Source organism: Streptomyces sp. NPDC050617 (assembly GCF_040654795.1).
GTDB lineage: Bacteria > Actinomycetota > Actinomycetes > Streptomycetales > Streptomycetaceae > Streptomyces.
In genome coordinates, this window is the sequence record NZ_JBFAIS010000002.1 from 153888 (window position 1) to 168534 (window position 14647).

Sequence of the window (14647 nt, forward strand, 5' to 3'; positions counted from 1 at the left end):
TACTGACAACACCGACAATCAGGACTGGACCTGACCGCCCCCGCCCGCCCCGGACGGCCGGACCGGCGGCGGCGAAAGGTAGGGCCTGGCATACCCCCAAGACTCGGTCCTGAGCCACTGTGCGCGGACCGTCGGCCCGATTGGCTTGGACCATGAGCGACGAAGAGCCGACCGGCCTGCGACTGGTCCCCCCGGCGAGCGGCCCGCAGCCGCCCGGCCGCCCGGCCGAGACGGGCGGGACAGGCGGGGCAGGCAGAGCGAGCCGGGCGAACAAGAAGGGAAGGGCGACCGGAAAAGGCAAGGCGACCGGGAAGGGGAAGGCGGCCAAGGCCGAGAAGGCGGGCATGCTGAACCTCGCCTGGCACACCCTGCGCACCCGGTGGGGCGCCTTCGTCGGGCCGTTCGTCGCGCTCATGCTCGGGGTGGCCCTGCTCTCCGCCATGGGCCTCGTGCTCGCCGCGACCGCCACCACCCCCGACCGCGGGCCCGGCCGGTTCGCCGCCGCCCCCGTGGTCGTACGCGGCGAGCCCGACCTCACCGTGCCCGACCCCTGGGGCGGCCGGAACAAGGAACCCCTGGAGGAGCCGCGCGGCCTGTCCGACGCGCTCGTGGCGAAGGCCCGTACGGCCGGCCGCACCGTACTGGACCGCAGCTTCCCCGCCCAGCTCGCCGGCGGCCCCGACCAGCAGATCGGCCACGCCTGGCCGTCGGCGGCCCTCGCCCCCTACCGGCTGACCGCCGGGCGCCCGCCCGCCGCCGACGACGAGATCGTCGTCGGCGGCTTCGGCACCGCCAAGCCCGGCGACAAGGTGACCGTGCTGACGCCCGAGCGGGCGCGCACCTACACCGTCTCCGGCGTCACGGCCCCGGTCTCCTTCGAGCACGCGCTCTTCTTCAGCGAGCGGGAGGCCGCCCGGCTCTCCCCGCGCGTCGACGCGCTCGCCTCGTACGGCCGCGCCGACGCGGTGCGCGCGGCCGTCGGCGGCAAGGCCCAGGTCCTCACCGGGGACGGCCGGCGCGACGCCGACCCGCGCGCCAAGGAGGACTCCGAGGCCCTCGTCGGCGTCAGCAGCCTGCTCGGCATGGCCGCCGGCGTCGCCGCCTTCGTCTCCGTCTTCGTCATCGCCTCGACCTTCTCCTACTCCGTCGTCCAGCGCCGCCGCGAACTCGCCCTGCTGCGGCTGGCCGGCGCCACGCCCCGCCAGGTGCGGCGGCTGGTGCTCAGCGAGGCGAAGATCGTCGGCATCGCCGCCTCCGCCGCCGGCTGCGCCCTGAGCGTCCTCGGCGGGCCGCTGCTGGCCGACTGGCTGGCCGGGCACGGCATCGCGCCGGAGTGGTTCTCCGTCTCGCCGTCCTGGCTGTCGGTCCTGCTCGTCCTCGCCGCCTTCGCGCTCGGGGTGCTCCTCGCCTGGCTCGGCGCCGCCGTCTCGGCCTTCCGCGCGGGCCGGGTCCGGCCGCTGGAGGCGCTCCACGACAGCGAGGCCGAGCGCAAGGCCATGACCCTGGGCCGCTGGCTGTTCGGGCTGACCGCCCTGGTCTGCGGCATCGGGCTGCTGGTCGGCGCGCCCCTGCTGCCGCCGCTGTACTGGGCCGGGCTCACCGCCATGGTCGCCCCGGCGCTGATCCTCGCCTTCGCGCTGCTCTCGCCGGTGGTCATCCCCCTCATCGCCCGGCTCGTCACCGCCCCGCTCGCCCGCAGCCGCGGCGCGGGCACCATGCTCGTACGGGCCGCCACCCTGACCTCGATCCGCCGCACCGCCGCCACGGCCGCGCCGGTCCTCATCACGGTGGGGCTGGCCTGCTCGCTGTGGAGCACCTCGGGTTCCATCCAGACGGCCCGTTCCACAGAGGTCGAACACCAGGTGCGCGCCGCCGACATGGCCGTCGTCCCGCTCCACGCGCCGGGCCTCAGCCGCGCCAACGTGGACCGGGTCCGCGCGGTGCCCGGCGTGGACGCGGCGGCCACCACGCCGACGACGGTCTTCACCGTCCCCGGCGCCGACTCGCTCCTCTACCCGGCCGGCGCCCCGCTGCTGCCCTACCCGGCGCGGGCCGTCACCCCGTCCGCGCTGGCCGCCGTGATGAAACTCCCGGTGGTCTCCGGAAAACTCACGGACTTCGGCGACAGCACGATCGTCGTCGACGAGTCCTGGAACCGCTCCGTCGGCGACAAGGTCAAGATCTGGCTCGCCGACGGCCGCGAGGTCTCGCTGCGCGTGGCGGCCGTCGTCAAGACCGGCCTCGGCGACAGCGGCGTGTTCGTGAGCCCCCGCTACGCCGGTACGCGGCTGCCCGACGCGGTCTACGTCAAGCTGCGGCCCGGCGCCGACCCGGCGGCGGCCCGCGGCGCGGTGGCGGCGGCGGCCCGCGACGGGTTCGCCAAGGCGGTGCCGATCGGGCAGTGGACGGCGCGCGTGGACGCCCGCAAGGCGGAGGAGACCCGGCTCGCGCTGCTCGTCATCGGCGGCATCGCCGTCCTCTACACCGGCGTCGCCATCGCCAACACCCTGGTCATGTCCACCCGCCACCGCGCCCGCGAACTCGCCCTGCTGCGGCTGTCCGGGCTGACCCCGGCCCAGGTGCTGCGGGTGGTGGCGGCCGAGGCGCTGCTGGTGGTCACGGTCGGCGTGGTGCTGGCGGCGGGGGTCGCGGCGCTCAGCCTGGGCGGGCTGTGGATCGCGCTGCGGCAGATCGTCAGCGGCGCCCCGGTGGTGATCCCGGCCGGCCCGGTCGCGGGCATCGCGGCGGCCTGCGCGGTGATCGCGCTGCTGGCCACGGTGGCCCCGGCCTGGTACACGCTGCGGACACCGGCGGTACGGATGACGGCTACGGGGGGCTGAGGGGCGGACGGGGGTACGTACGGGCGTACCTAGGCAAACGCGATGGGCAGCGCGTACGGCCCGAGGCCAGGCGGCCCGTAAAACAAACGGGCACGGCGAACGGGCATAACAAACGGGCCGCGCAAGAAGCGCGGCCCGCGGTGGAGGAGGAAAGAAGGACGGGGGAAGCGGCATCGGGGGGACAAGCCGCTTCCCCCGATGAGGACACGGCCTGCTAGCCCGGGCCGCGCTCAGGGGGGAAGCGCGCGGCCGGACCCCGCAGTGAGGCCCATGTCCCTCGCCCCTCGGATTCCTGCCAGATCCGTTGGGGCTCGCCTCCATCCTGCGCTCTTTCCAGGGCGGGGCCAGCAGGCAAAGGACCTCGTTCGCCGGGCCTTTGGTCCTTAAAGATGACATCAACGCACGGATGCGGACCGACGACTCGTCCATATGTGTGGATAGACTCACGCGAGACAGAGGGGACGGCTGGGGAGGCAGAGGCGACATGGCACAAGCGAGGAAGATAGCCCTCATCATCGTTGTCATCTTTGTGCTGTACACGATCATCACCTCACCGCCCCGCGCCGCCGAACTGGTCCAGATGGGCTTCCAGGCCATCTCGGACGCCGCGCACAGCGTCGGCGAGTTCATGACCCAGCTGATCAAGTGACCCGGTCGGGCCGGTCGGGACGACCGGCCGCGTGACCGGCTCCGCGCCGTCCACAGGGAGAGATCCGCGTGCTACGCCACCTGGTCCTGTTCAAGCTCGATGAGGGCGTCACGCGCGACGACCCGCGCGTCGTCGCCGGTGCGCGCGCGTTCGAGGAGTTGGGCGGGCTCATCCCCGACCTGCGCTCCTGGGAGTGCGGCTGGAACGTCGCCGACCGCCCCATCGCGTACGACTTCGCCATCAACTCCTCCGTCGAGGACGCGGAGGCGCTCCAGCGCTACCTGGAACACCCGGCGCACCAGGCGGGCGTCGCGCTGTGGAAGGAATTCTCGACCTGGGTGATGGCCGACTACCCGTTCTGACGGGCCGGCCCGCCGGGCCCCGTTTTCTCGGACTCATGTCCGAGAAAACGGGGCTTTTTTCGTACACCCTTCGACCACCTGCCGCTCCGGCGCGGCGCGCCGCACGTGCGTCCGGCAGACCGCTCGACAGACCACCTGACAGACCGACAAACAAACCAACTAACGAACCAACACGTCGTTATGGGGTGCTTGCACACAGTGCACATGTCTTGTGATGCTATGACCGCTTTTGACGGACGCATAGACCATGAGGGGAAGGGGTGGCGTGAGGATGTCGGCCCGTACCGCGCCGGGAACGCCGCTCCAGAGCAGGAGCGGCGCCGAGAGCGAGCCCGCGGCCGGGAGCCGTGAGGCGTCGCCTCCGGAGCGGGAGACAGCGGCCGAGAGCCGGGGGTCGGTGCCGGAGCCGAGCGAGGGACCGAGCGAGGGACCGACAACCAGGCCGAGCGAGGGACCGAGCGAGAGGCCGACGACCGGGACGGGCGAGAGGCCGAGCGAGGGGGCGACGACCGGGACGGGCGAGAGGCCGAGCGAGGGGGCGGCGACCAGGCCGAGCGAGGAACCCGCGGCCGGGACGGGCGAGGGGCCGACGACCAGGCCGACGACCGGGACGAGCGAGGGGCCGGCGGCCGGGCCCCAGGAAACACCGCACCCGACCTCCGGCCCCGAACCCATGGCCGAGGCCCCCCAGCCCTCCGAAGGCACCCCTCAGGCCCGCGCGCGGGAGCGCCGCGGGGCGGACGCCCGCGCGCTGACGCAGGTCCTCTTCAAGGAGATCGCCGACCTGGAGCCGGGCAGCAGCGAGCACGCACGCGTGCGCGCGGCCCTGATCGAGGCCAATCTGCCGCTGGTGCGGTACGCGGCAGCCAGGTTCCGCAGCCGCAACGAGCCGATGGAGGACGTGGTCCAGGTCGGCACGATCGGTCTGATCAACGCCATCGACCGGTTCGACCCGGACCGCGGGGTGCAGTTCCCGACCTTCGCGATGCCGACGGTGGTCGGCGAGATCAAGCGCTACTTCCGCGACAACGTCCGTACGGTCCATGTGCCGCGCCGGCTCCACGAGCTGTGGGTGCAGGTCAACGGCGCGACGGAGGACCTGACCGTGCTGCACGGCCGCTCCCCGACCACCACCGAGATCGCCGAACGGCTGAAGCTCACCGAGGAGGACGTGCTCGCGTGCATCGAGGCAGGCCGCTCGTACCACGCGACCTCGCTGGAGGCGGCGCAGGAGGGCGACGGCCTGCCGGGCCTGCTCGACCGGCTGGGGTACGAGGACCCGGCGCTCGCCGGAGTCGAGCATCGCGACCTCGTCCGCCATCTGCTCGTACAGCTGCCGGAGCGGGAGCAGCGGATCCTGCTGCTGCGGTACTACAACAATCTGACGCAGTCCCAGATCAGTGTGGAGCTCGGGGTTTCGCAGATGCACGTGTCCCGGCTGCTCTCGCGCAGCTTCGCACGCCTGCGTTCCGCAAATCGGATCGAGGCGTAATCAACGCGAGGGACCCCTGCCCCACTCCTTCGGGGCGGATAAGTCGACATGGCGCTACAGCGTGTTGCCGACATGTGACATTCTGCTGGAACCGCGTTTGCCGCAGCGCCGCCTCCGGTATTCAGGTGGAGGCTGCACTCCTCGTACGAACTGGGTACGGGGGAGCTGCTGCAACCCGTCCGCGACCTCAAGGGGGTGGCATGTCCGTAGAACTGGGCAGCTCGAAGGTGCTCCTCACCAAAGACGCACCACACGATGTGCTTGACGACTGCGACGCCATCGACACTCGCACCCTCTCCCGCGCCCTCTTCCTGCGGCTTGCCACGCTTGCCAAGGACAGCGCGGAGCGTACGTACGTACGCGACACCCTCATCGAACTGAACCTGCCGCTCGTGCGCTACGCGGCGGCCCGATTCCGCAGCCGCAACGAGCCGATGGAGGACATCGTCCAGGTCGGCACGATCGGCCTCATCAAGGCGATCGATCGTTTCGACTGCGAACGCGGGGTGGAGTTCCCCACCTTCGCGATGCCGACCGTCGTCGGCGAGATCAAACGCTTCTTCCGCGACACGAGTTGGTCGGTGCGCGTCCCCAGGCGGCTCCAGGAGCTGCGCCTGGCCCTCACCAAGGCCAGCGACGAGCTGTCGCAGAAGCTCGACCGCTCCCCGACCGTGCCCGAACTGGCCATGTGCCTGGGCGTGTCCGAGGAGGACGTGGTCGACGGCCTGGCGGTGGGGAACGCGTATACCGCCAGTTCGCTGGACTCCCCCTCGGCCGAGGAGGACGGCGGCGAGGGTTCGCTGGCCGACCGGCTCGGCTATGAGGACTCCGCGCTGGAGGGCGTCGAATACCGCGAGTCGCTGAAGCCGCTGCTGGCCAAACTGCCGCCGCGCGAGCGGCAGATCATCATGTTGCGCTTCTTCGCCAATATGACGCAGTCGCAGATCGGCGAGGAGGTCGGGATCTCGCAGATGCACGTGTCCCGGCTGCTCACGCGGACGCTGGCGACGCTGCGCGAGGGCTTGATCGCGGACTGAAGGGGCAGGGCCGGGCCGACCACGCGGCTCGGCACCCCTGCGGAATATCTATACAGCTGACGCCTCGTCAGCCACACTGGCCCGATGCGACGGACGACGATCGGCTCCGCCTCGGCGACGGCGCTCTGCCTCGGCCTCCTGCTCACCGGCTGCGGCAGCGGCGGCCGCGACGGCTACGTCGCGGCCGAAGCGGCGGGCCCCGCCGGCGACCACGCCCCGGCCTCGGCCGTACCGCCGAAGGACGGCGTGGACCTGGTACCGCTGGACGGGGACGGGGACGGGAAGAAGAACAACAGCCCGACGCCGGGCCGCCCGAACCCAAGCGAAAAGACTCACACGCCGGGCGCTTCCAGCACCCCGGGCGGTCCTACGGGCAAGAGCACGGGGACCCCTCAGACACCGACTGCGGGTACAAACAGCGGTACGGGCGGGGGCATGAGCAGCGATACGGGCAAGGGCGCGGGAACCTCGCACGGTTCCCCCCAGAAGCCCCCTGCCACCCCCAACCCCCCAAGCTCTCCCGGCACCCCCGGCACCACCCCTCCCACCAAGCCGACCACCCCGCCCCCGACCCCGGCGGCCCTGACTGTGAGCAAGCCCAAGCGCGCCCCGGCCGACCACCGCTGGTGCGAGAAGGTGACCGTCACCTTCACCAACACCGGCGGCAGCCCCATAACCAAGGGCATCGTCACCTTCGAGACCCACATCATCGGCGCCCTCGGCATCGACTGGGCCACCATCAAACAAACCCGCCCGCTCCCCGCACCGATCCCAGCGGGAAAGCGCAAGGAACAGACCTGGCCCATCTGCGTAGACGCCTGGCGAGTCCCACTAGGAATGCACATCGAGACACAGAACGTCACAGCGAACTGGAACTGAGACCGAGCAACCCCACCCCGACAGCCGGCAAGTCGGCGAGTCGGCGAGAGCGCGGCCCGGATGGCGGCATGGGGGCGGGCCGGGGTCGGTTCGCTGGGCGCGGCGGGGTACTCGACTGGGGTTAGAGAGGCTCGCTGCGCATAGCGCTGGCCGCTACCGCGAGGCGGTCGTGGTGAGTTGGCGGGGTGCGGGGACGAGGGTGGCGCGGGCCTGTGATCCAAGGGACCAGCGGCGGCGGGACTGGGGGTTGGTTCGCTACGTGCTGCCCGGTGTGGAGTTGAGGCACCAGCGTGGCTGCCGCGTGGGGCGGCATTGCGCCCAGTCGACTGCGGCTCTCGCCTCGGACCCTTCGGGCCCAAAGCGCCAGCAGCGGCAGGGAAGGGGGCGGGCCGGGCTCGGTCCGCTGCCTGCGGGTGGGTTCGCGGCTGAGGTTAGGGAGGCTCGCTGCGCATAGCGCTGGCCGCTGCCGCGAGGCGGTCGTGGTGGGTTGGTGGGGTGCGGGGCCGGGGGCGACTCGGGCCTGTGATCCAAGAGATCAGCGACGGTGGAGCGGGGTTGGTTCGCTACGCGCTGCCCGGTGCGGAGTTGAGGCACCAGCGTGGCTGCCGCGTGGGGCGGCATTGCGCCCGGTCGACTGCGGCTCTCGCCTCGGACCCTGCGGGTCCAGAACGCCAGCAGCGGCAGGGGAGGAGGCGGGCCAGAGCCAGTTCGCTGCCTGCGGCGGGGTTTGTGGCTGGGGTTAGGGAGGCTCGCTGCGCATAGCGCTGGCCGCTGCCGCGAAGTGGCTGTGGTGGGAGCTTCGGGTGCGGGCGGGGTGCGGCGCGGGCCTGTGATCCAGCGGCGGGCGGCGGCGCTGCACCCGGGAGCACTGGCCGGGGAGGGTTCCCGCCCGTAGAAGAGCGGCCCAGGGCTGGGGAAATCCCACTCCGGCGGCCCGTGTGCCCGGTATGCCCGATAGGCCAGGCCCACCGTTCAACAGAGTGCGCCTACCGCCCGGTTCCGGGTCCGCTATGACGCTTTTGCCGGGCGGTAACTCCACCCTACCTATGAGTAGCCGACGAGCCGCCCCGGGTCGCCGCTCCTCTGCCGCCGCTGGCCGCTGCCGCGAGGTGGTCGTGGTGAGTTGGTGGGGTGCGGGGGGGCAGGGAGGGGCCCGGGGTCCATTCGCTGGCCGTCATCCGGCCCGAGGCCGGGCTGCAAGAGGCTGCGCCGCGTTCCGCAGGGGTACTCGCGGGTAGGGTGGAGTTACCGCCCGACAAAAGTGCCTTACCGGACAGGGAAGTGGGCGGTAACCCCACCCCGTTGCCCCATCAACTTCACAGGCTGGGCATATCGGTCACGCTGACCGCCAGATGAGGGTTTCCCCACCCCAAGGCCCCGCCCAGCGGGCGGAAACTACCCCCGGGCCCCAAGCCCCGCCCCACGCGCTGCGATCCGCTGCCCTGCTTGTGATCACAGGCCCGCGCCACCCCGCCCCCGCACCCGAATTCCCCACCGCAACCACTTCGCGGCAGCGGCCAGCGCTATGCGCAGCGAGCCTCCCTAACCCCAGCCACAAACCCCGCCGCAGGCAGCGAACTGGCTCTGGCCCGCCCCCTCCCCTGCCGCTGCTGGCGCTCTGGACCCGCAGGGTCCGAGACGAGAGCCGCACTCAACCGGGCGCAATGCCGCCCCACGCGGCAGCCACGCAGGTGCCTCAACTCCGCACCGGGCAGCGCGTAGCGAACCAACCCCGCTCCATCGCCGCTGATCCCGTGGATCACAGGCCCGAGGCCACCCCGCCCACGCGCTCGACGACCCCACCACAACCATTTCGCGGCAGCGGCCAGCGCTATGCGCAGCGAGCCTCCCTAACCCCGGCCACGAACCCACCCGCAGGCAGTGAACCGGCACCCGCCGCCCCCTCCCCTGCCGCTGCTGGCGCTTTGGACCCGAAGGGTCCGAGACGAAACCCGCACCCAACCGAGCGCAATGCCGCCCCACGCGGCAGCCACGCAGGTGCCCGAACCCCACACCGGGCAGCACATAGCGAACCAACCCCCGCCCCACCACCGCTGATCCCCTGGATCACAGGCCCGAACCACCCCGCACCCGCACCCGAAGCTCCCACCACAGCTACTTCGCGGCAGCGGCCAGCCGCAAAGCGCAGCGAGCCTCCCTAACCCCAGCCACAAACCCCGCCGCACCCAGCGAACCGACCCCAGGCCGCCCCCTCCCCCGCCGCTGCCAGCGCCCTGGGCCCGCAGGGTCCGAGACGAAACCCGCGCCCGACCCACCCCCAATGCCGCCCCACGCGGCAGCACCAGCACCCGCCCACCGCCCCAGCCCCCGCCCCACCCCCGCCATAAACCCCGCGACATAGCCGAGCGCCCCCGCAATACTGATCGCCCATGGATGAGGTCAAAGTCGTCGTCGCCCATTCCGAGCGTGCGACCCTGCGCGTCGGCGACGTGTTTCTGAAGGTGGACGCCGATCAGGCGCGCCTCGACATCGAGGTCAAGGCAATGGCCTTGGTACCGGTTCCGACCCCGAAGGTCCTGTGGCACAAGCCGCCCGTACTGGCCATCGAGGCGGCGGCAGGGACGGCGCTCGGCCGCCTCGGCGAACCGTCGGCGACGTCCCCGGCCGCATCCCCGGCGGCGTGGGCCGCAGCTGGTGCCTCGATTCGGAAGTTGCACGACGCGCCGTTGCCGCCCTGGCCCGGTCGGCGCGGCAAGGGCCTCGACGAGGTGGCGGCGGAGCTCGACGACGAGTGCGAGTGGCTCGTGGCGAACGGCGTCCTGCCCGCCGACCTGGTGACCCGCAACCGCCAGATCGCCGAGGCCGCGCTCCGCCCCCGTGCTCCGGTGTTCGCGCACGGCGACCTCCAGATCGCCCACGTTTTCGTCGACGGCGACGAGGTCACGGGCATCATCGACTGGTCCGAGGCCGGCCAGGGCGACGCCCTGTTCGACCTCGCCACCTTGACTCTCGGGTACGAGGAACACCTCGGCGACGTCATCGCCGGCTACGGCACCGACGTCGATCTCGACGCGATCCGCGGGTGGTGGTCGTTGCGAAGCCTGGTGGTGATTCGCTGGCTGGTCGAGCACGGCTTCGACCCGTTCGCGCCGGGCTGTGAAGTCGACGTACTGAAATCCCTGATGTGAGGCTACGGCCCAGTAACCGGCCGGCAGACCCGGCACGTACACAGGTACTCGGGTACTCGGGTACTCGGGTACTCGGGTACTCGGGTCAACTCACCGGCCACCCGCCCTACCTCCCCCACCCCTCTCCCCCACCCTCCCCGCAAACTCCCGAGCAGCGGCCAAGTCCCCGGCGTTCGGCCGTCGCCGGTTGATGCCGCCGACGAGTTTGAAGGGCGCCCACGTGTCGAAGCCCCGGCACGAGAAGCTCCCCGCGACCTCGAAGCCCTTCCTCTCCAGGACCCGCCCCAACGGTCGGGCGAACGGCGTCGGCGGCAGATCCGGCAGCCCGCTGGTGGCGAACACGAACGCCCGCCCCCACCGCGTGGCGGACGCCACCGGCAACCCCGTCGCCCAACCCGTCAGTCGCGGATGCAGCCTCCCGTAGAACACGCCCGACCCGAACCCCACGACGTCCGCCTCGCCGAGCTCCCCCGAGTCGGCCTCTTCAGGGGAGACGACCTTCGCCCCCAGCACCTCAGCCATGCTGTCGGCGACCCGCCGCGTGTTGCCGTGCGACACCGAGACGCACACGATGACGGCCTTCACCTTCACCAGCCCCTTTCGCCGTCCGCCTTCTCCGGCTTCCGCGCTCCTGACAGAGCAACGAAGCCGTACGTGACAGCGACACCAGGCATGCCAACAAAGCCCGGCATGACAGCAGCAGCGCTATCCCCGCCGCCCCCTCCAAAGCAGCACGACGGCGATGAGCCCGGCGGCACTCGGCAGCATCCCGACCCACCCGAGCAGCGCCGGCAGCCCCGTGTCCCCGGAGGTGTCCTTGATCAGCAGGTTGGTGAGGGCGATGGACCCGCCGAGCAGGAAGACGACGGTCGCGCCCGTACGGGCCCACCGCTTCCGCTTCCTCACAGCCCAAGCCGTCCACAGCCACGCGGCGACCCCGACCGCCCCCACCACGGCGAGGTACGTCAGATAGACCCTGGCGCCGGAGGCCACCTCGGCCTGACCGATGTCCGGGTACCCGGCCCTTATGTGCCGGGACAGCACGTCGGCGACCCCTTGCCCCACGAACGCGACGGCCGTGGCGATCACCGTGAGCGCCAGCCCCGCGTACAGAGCCACGAGACCCGCCGCGCAGGCGGGCGCGTACGAGCAGGAGGCGGCGGCGTCAGCAGCCTTGCGGATACAGACGATGACGACATGATCTCTCCCCGTCTCGCGTAGTGACGCAGTGACGCCCAGGTAGATAGATTCCCAACTCAAACGATTCACACTGAGAATCGTTATTTCAAGCTACCATAATTCACGTGAACGAGCGCGACGACTGCCCAGCCCCCATGCCGCTCGTCGAGAGCCTCCCCTTCCGGCTCGGCGTCCTCGGCACACTGGTCACGGACCAACTCGTGGCCCGCCTGAAATCCCATGACCTGAAACCGAAGCACGTCGGCCTGATGACACTGCTCAGCGCCAAAGCCCCCGCTTCCCAACTGGAACTGGCACGCATCATGGGCGTCGCCCCGAGCCTGATCGTGACGCTCGCCGATCACCTCGCCGAACTGGGAGTGGTCCAGCGGGAACGCGACCCCGATGACCGCCGCCGCCAACTCCTCACCCTCAGCGACCGCGGTCAAGACCTCCTGACGGAATGCGCCATGGCCTCGGCCGCCCTGGACGCCGAACTCACCGCCGACCTCACCCCTGACGAAACCGCCGCCCTGCGTACGGGCCTCCGCAAGCTCGCCGCCCGCACCGGGGCCCCAGTCGCGGACGGCTAGTTCGGCGACCGACGCCGACCCCAGGAGCCCAGCGCCCCCGGGGGAAACGACAGAAAGTGAACGGCAATGCCGAAGGCGCCGTACTCACCGAGTACGGCGCCTTCGTGTGGAGCGCCCGGCAGGCCTTGCACCTGCATTTCCCGCTGGATGGCGGGCGTCTTGCCTTGGACCACAGACGCGTGACTCCCGGCTGCGCGCCGGGGTTATGTAGATGATCTTACAGGCCAGGGCCCCCTGTTGACCAACGCGCGCCGCCGGTCCGCGGTCGGTCAGTTGCGAACCCTCACGCCTTCAGGTCGAAGCGCCAGGTTTCCGACGGGACGGTGAGCCTCGTGGCTTCGTGGTACGGCCCGAGCATGACGGCGTCCGCGGAGAGCGTGTACGTGTCGTCACCCCAGTACTGCACGCTACGGCTCAGGATTCGTCCGCTCGGATGCGGGATGTCCTTCCTCAATCCTGCGTCATCGATTATCACTTGCCGGCCGACGGTGACCGTGAAAGAGGCGGGGCTGATCCTCGCAGGGTATTTCGCATCGGCGTACCACCACCCGGCCACCCAGAAGTACTGAGCCTCGGACACGTCGAGGAAGGCAGAAATGGTCTCCGCGTTGTACCGCAGGCCGAAGGTGAAGTGGCCGTACGTCCACTCTCCATCTCCATAGACGGGACGGGTCTCGGACCTGACCTCTGCCATTCTCCCCCCATCAACTGTGGGCCCGGACCTTGGAGATCCGGACCCACGGCCATCGTCCCGGTCTGTCACTACTTCTTGCTCAACCTCTCGGCGTCGTACGCCAATTCGTTGGGGGACTCGACCAGCAGAGGAACGATGTTGTCCCGGGCGCTTATCTTCCGTGCCCAGATCTCACTGGGCGACCACCCGGTGTTGAGGTGGTACTGGACCTTACGGTTGCCTACCCCGGTCACGTCGATGAGCAGACCGGGGGCGAATGCCCTCTCGATGACGGTGCCGGTGTTGATCGCGTCGGAGGCGAAGAACAGCAGCACCCGCTCCACCGGAGTGAACACATTGATGTTGCCGCCGAACAGCGGGAACGCACAGAGGGGGTTGAACGACGACGTGTCGCCGACGTTGCTCCGCTGGGAGATGCCGGTGGTGAACTCGGTGCTCGTCTCGTTGTAGACCGACACGGCCCCTTGAAGCCCGTCAGGCGATACGGTGCCCGTCCCTGTGATGTTCTTGACCTCCAGGGTCTGGCCGAGCTCGATGTTGTACGAGTTGCTGGCGGTGACCTGGCCGTCGGGGATGATCTGCGAGTGCGAAGTGAATGCCTTCAGTTGCGGCGCCCACGTGATCTGCGTTTCCGTCATGTAGTTGAGGGAGCTGAACCAGACCAACGGCCTGCCGTTGGCCGACGAACTGCGCACTCCCCTGAAGCCGTACAGACGGAAACCACCCTCGCGAAGCCTGTTGGTTGTCGCGTCATCCATCTCGATGGAGATGCTGTACCCGTCCTGCGCCATGCTCGACTCTCCCTCTTTCGAGTGCGGTCTCAGCGCGGCGAGTCTCGCAGGCGGCACGCACCCGCAAACAGGGAACAACCGGCCATACGAATGCGGCTCCGCTGACCAATTGCCCCTGTTGAGCCAAGCTCCCTACGGTCGTCGGCCCTGCGTGCAAAGGGCTGCGTAATTTATCTACGCGCACCCGCATGGCACCCATAGGAAAGGAATGCCAGGCGAGAGACTTTTGATCTAGCGACGCGCCCCGGCAGCCAAAAAGTAATCGCGGGCGAGAAACGTTCGCACGGTGCGCAGCGCTCGGCCGGCCGAGCGACGACTGTGACCCGAACGCGCCCACGGGAATGCAGCAACGCCTGATGCGACTGATGCTCGCGCGACATTTCCGCAAAGGCGGTGGACGTGAATCACGTGCGCCCTCTGTCGCTTGGGGCGAGAACGTAGGAGTAGGCAGCAGAGTCCACTTGATGCCGCGGGGCCAGGCCCATCCCTATCGGTGTACGGACAGCCCGAACCCGCCGCCGGGGGCACCGGCCTTCACGTGTCGCATCAACCCGGCCACCGCCGGGCGGGTGAGGGAGAGCACGCTGGCGGGGGCGTCGCTCTCGCGAAGAAGAACGACGCCGCCCACGGCGGCGAGTTCGACGCAGTTTGGCGCATCTTCGTCGCTAGAGAACGAAGACTTCTGCCACTTGATGTCGCGAGTCATACCGGCCCCTTCACGTAACTCCGCACGATTCAGCGATGTACAGCGGCCTACCGATGTACGGGCAGCTCGAAGCCCCCCTCAGAGGCCCCAGCCTTCACTCGTCGCATCAACCCGGCCAACCCCCCACGCGTGAGGGAGATCACGCTGTCGGGAGCTTCGCTCTCGCGGAGGAGGACGACACCGTCTACAGCGGCTAGTTCGACGCAGTTGGCCGCATCATGACCGCCGGAGAACGAAGACTTCTGCCACACGGCAACCAGTGTCATGTTGGGCCCT

15 protein-coding genes and 1 tRNA gene are annotated in these 14647 nt (G+C 70.2%); 8 read left to right on the forward strand and 8 right to left on the reverse strand.

The annotated features are described in order from the left end of the window. Positions 1–152: 152 nt before the first annotated feature. The 3 genes from AB0I49_RS03225 to AB0I49_RS03235 all read left to right on the forward strand — a co-directional run bounded on the left by AB0I49_RS03225 (position 153) and on the right by AB0I49_RS03235 (position 3851). Positions 153–2840: an FtsX-like permease family protein gene (locus AB0I49_RS03225; RefSeq protein ID WP_363225085.1), complete on the forward strand. Its 2688-nt coding sequence runs from the start codon at positions 153–155 to the stop codon at positions 2838–2840. Between the two features lie 484 nt (positions 2841–3324). Further along, positions 3325–3489 carry a hypothetical protein gene (locus tag AB0I49_RS03230; RefSeq protein ID WP_363225087.1) on the forward strand — a complete coding sequence of 55 codons (165 nt, stop codon included), beginning with the start codon at positions 3325–3327 and terminating at the stop codon, positions 3487–3489. A gap of 68 nt (positions 3490–3557) precedes the next feature. Continuing rightward, positions 3558–3851: a Dabb family protein gene (locus AB0I49_RS03235; protein WP_363225088.1), complete on the forward strand. Its 294-nt coding sequence runs from the start codon at positions 3558–3560 to the stop codon at positions 3849–3851. A 159-nt stretch (positions 3852–4010) separates the two neighbouring features. Here the strand turns inward: AB0I49_RS03235 and AB0I49_RS03240 are convergent, their stop codons facing one another. After that, positions 4011–4526, reverse strand: coding sequence for a hypothetical protein (locus AB0I49_RS03240; RefSeq protein ID WP_363225089.1), 516 nt, complete (start codon positions 4524–4526; stop codon positions 4011–4013). Between AB0I49_RS03240 and AB0I49_RS03245 the strand changes: the two genes are divergently transcribed. The 4 genes from AB0I49_RS03245 (at position 4525) to AB0I49_RS03260 (ending at position 10408) form a co-directional block, all read left to right on the forward strand. Continuing rightward, on the forward strand, positions 4525–5343 hold the full coding sequence (locus tag AB0I49_RS03245) for an RNA polymerase sigma factor SigF (RefSeq protein WP_363225090.1): 819 nt from the start codon (positions 4525–4527) through the stop codon (positions 5341–5343). The two genes, AB0I49_RS03240 and AB0I49_RS03245, sit on opposite strands and share 2 nt — an antisense overlap. Positions 5344–5543: 200 nt before the next feature. Then, positions 5544–6380, forward strand: a complete 837-nt coding sequence (locus AB0I49_RS03250; protein ID WP_030892813.1) for an RNA polymerase sigma factor SigF — start codon at positions 5544–5546, stop codon at positions 6378–6380. 84 nt (positions 6381–6464) lie between these two features. Beyond that, positions 6465–7259: a hypothetical protein gene (locus tag AB0I49_RS03255; RefSeq protein ID WP_363225091.1), complete on the forward strand. Its 795-nt coding sequence runs from the start codon at positions 6465–6467 to the stop codon at positions 7257–7259. Between the two features lie 2390 nt (positions 7260–9649). After that, the gene (locus tag AB0I49_RS03260) at positions 9650–10408 is read left to right on the forward strand and encodes a phosphotransferase (protein ID WP_363225093.1); all 759 of its coding nucleotides are present in this window, start codon (positions 9650–9652) and stop codon (positions 10406–10408) included. A 90-nt stretch (positions 10409–10498) separates the two neighbouring features. On the opposite strand, the gene AB0I49_RS03265 is transcribed toward AB0I49_RS03260, so the two are convergent. Both AB0I49_RS03265 and AB0I49_RS03270 read right to left on the reverse strand, forming a co-directional pair. Further along, on the reverse strand, positions 10499–10999 hold the full coding sequence (locus AB0I49_RS03265) for a flavodoxin family protein (protein ID WP_363225094.1): 501 nt from the start codon (positions 10997–10999) through the stop codon (positions 10499–10501). A 114-nt stretch (positions 11000–11113) separates the two neighbouring features. Beyond that, positions 11114–11668, reverse strand: coding sequence for a hypothetical protein (locus tag AB0I49_RS03270; protein WP_363225095.1), 555 nt, complete (start codon positions 11666–11668; stop codon positions 11114–11116). A 44-nt stretch (positions 11669–11712) separates the two neighbouring features. On the opposite strand from AB0I49_RS03270, the gene AB0I49_RS03275 reads away from it, so the two are divergent. Further along, the gene (locus AB0I49_RS03275; protein ID WP_363225096.1) at positions 11713–12180 is read left to right on the forward strand and encodes a MarR family winged helix-turn-helix transcriptional regulator; all 468 of its coding nucleotides are present in this window, start codon (positions 11713–11715) and stop codon (positions 12178–12180) included. Positions 12181–12287: 107 nt separating this feature from the next. Here AB0I49_RS03275 and AB0I49_RS03280 read toward each other — a convergent pair. The 5 genes from AB0I49_RS03280 to AB0I49_RS03300 all read right to left on the reverse strand — a co-directional run bounded on the left by AB0I49_RS03280 (position 12288) and on the right by AB0I49_RS03300 (position 14637). Next, positions 12288–12359: transfer RNA gene (locus tag AB0I49_RS03280), tRNA-OTHER, on the reverse strand. 104 nt (positions 12360–12463) lie between these two features. Then, a complete protein-coding gene (locus AB0I49_RS03285; RefSeq protein WP_363225097.1) occupies positions 12464–12874 on the reverse strand; it encodes a hypothetical protein in 411 nt (136 codons plus the stop codon). A gap of 68 nt (positions 12875–12942) precedes the next feature. Beyond that, entirely contained in the window at positions 12943–13665 is a 723-nt protein-coding gene (locus tag AB0I49_RS03290) for a hypothetical protein (RefSeq protein WP_363225098.1), read from the reverse strand. A gap of 487 nt (positions 13666–14152) precedes the next feature. Continuing rightward, a complete protein-coding gene (locus tag AB0I49_RS03295; RefSeq protein ID WP_363225099.1) occupies positions 14153–14371 on the reverse strand; it encodes a DUF397 domain-containing protein in 219 nt (72 codons plus the stop codon). Positions 14372–14418: 47 nt separating this feature from the next. Next, on the reverse strand, positions 14419–14637 hold the full coding sequence (locus tag AB0I49_RS03300) for a DUF397 domain-containing protein (RefSeq protein WP_363225100.1): 219 nt from the start codon (positions 14635–14637) through the stop codon (positions 14419–14421). Positions 14638–14647: the final 10 nt, after the last annotated feature.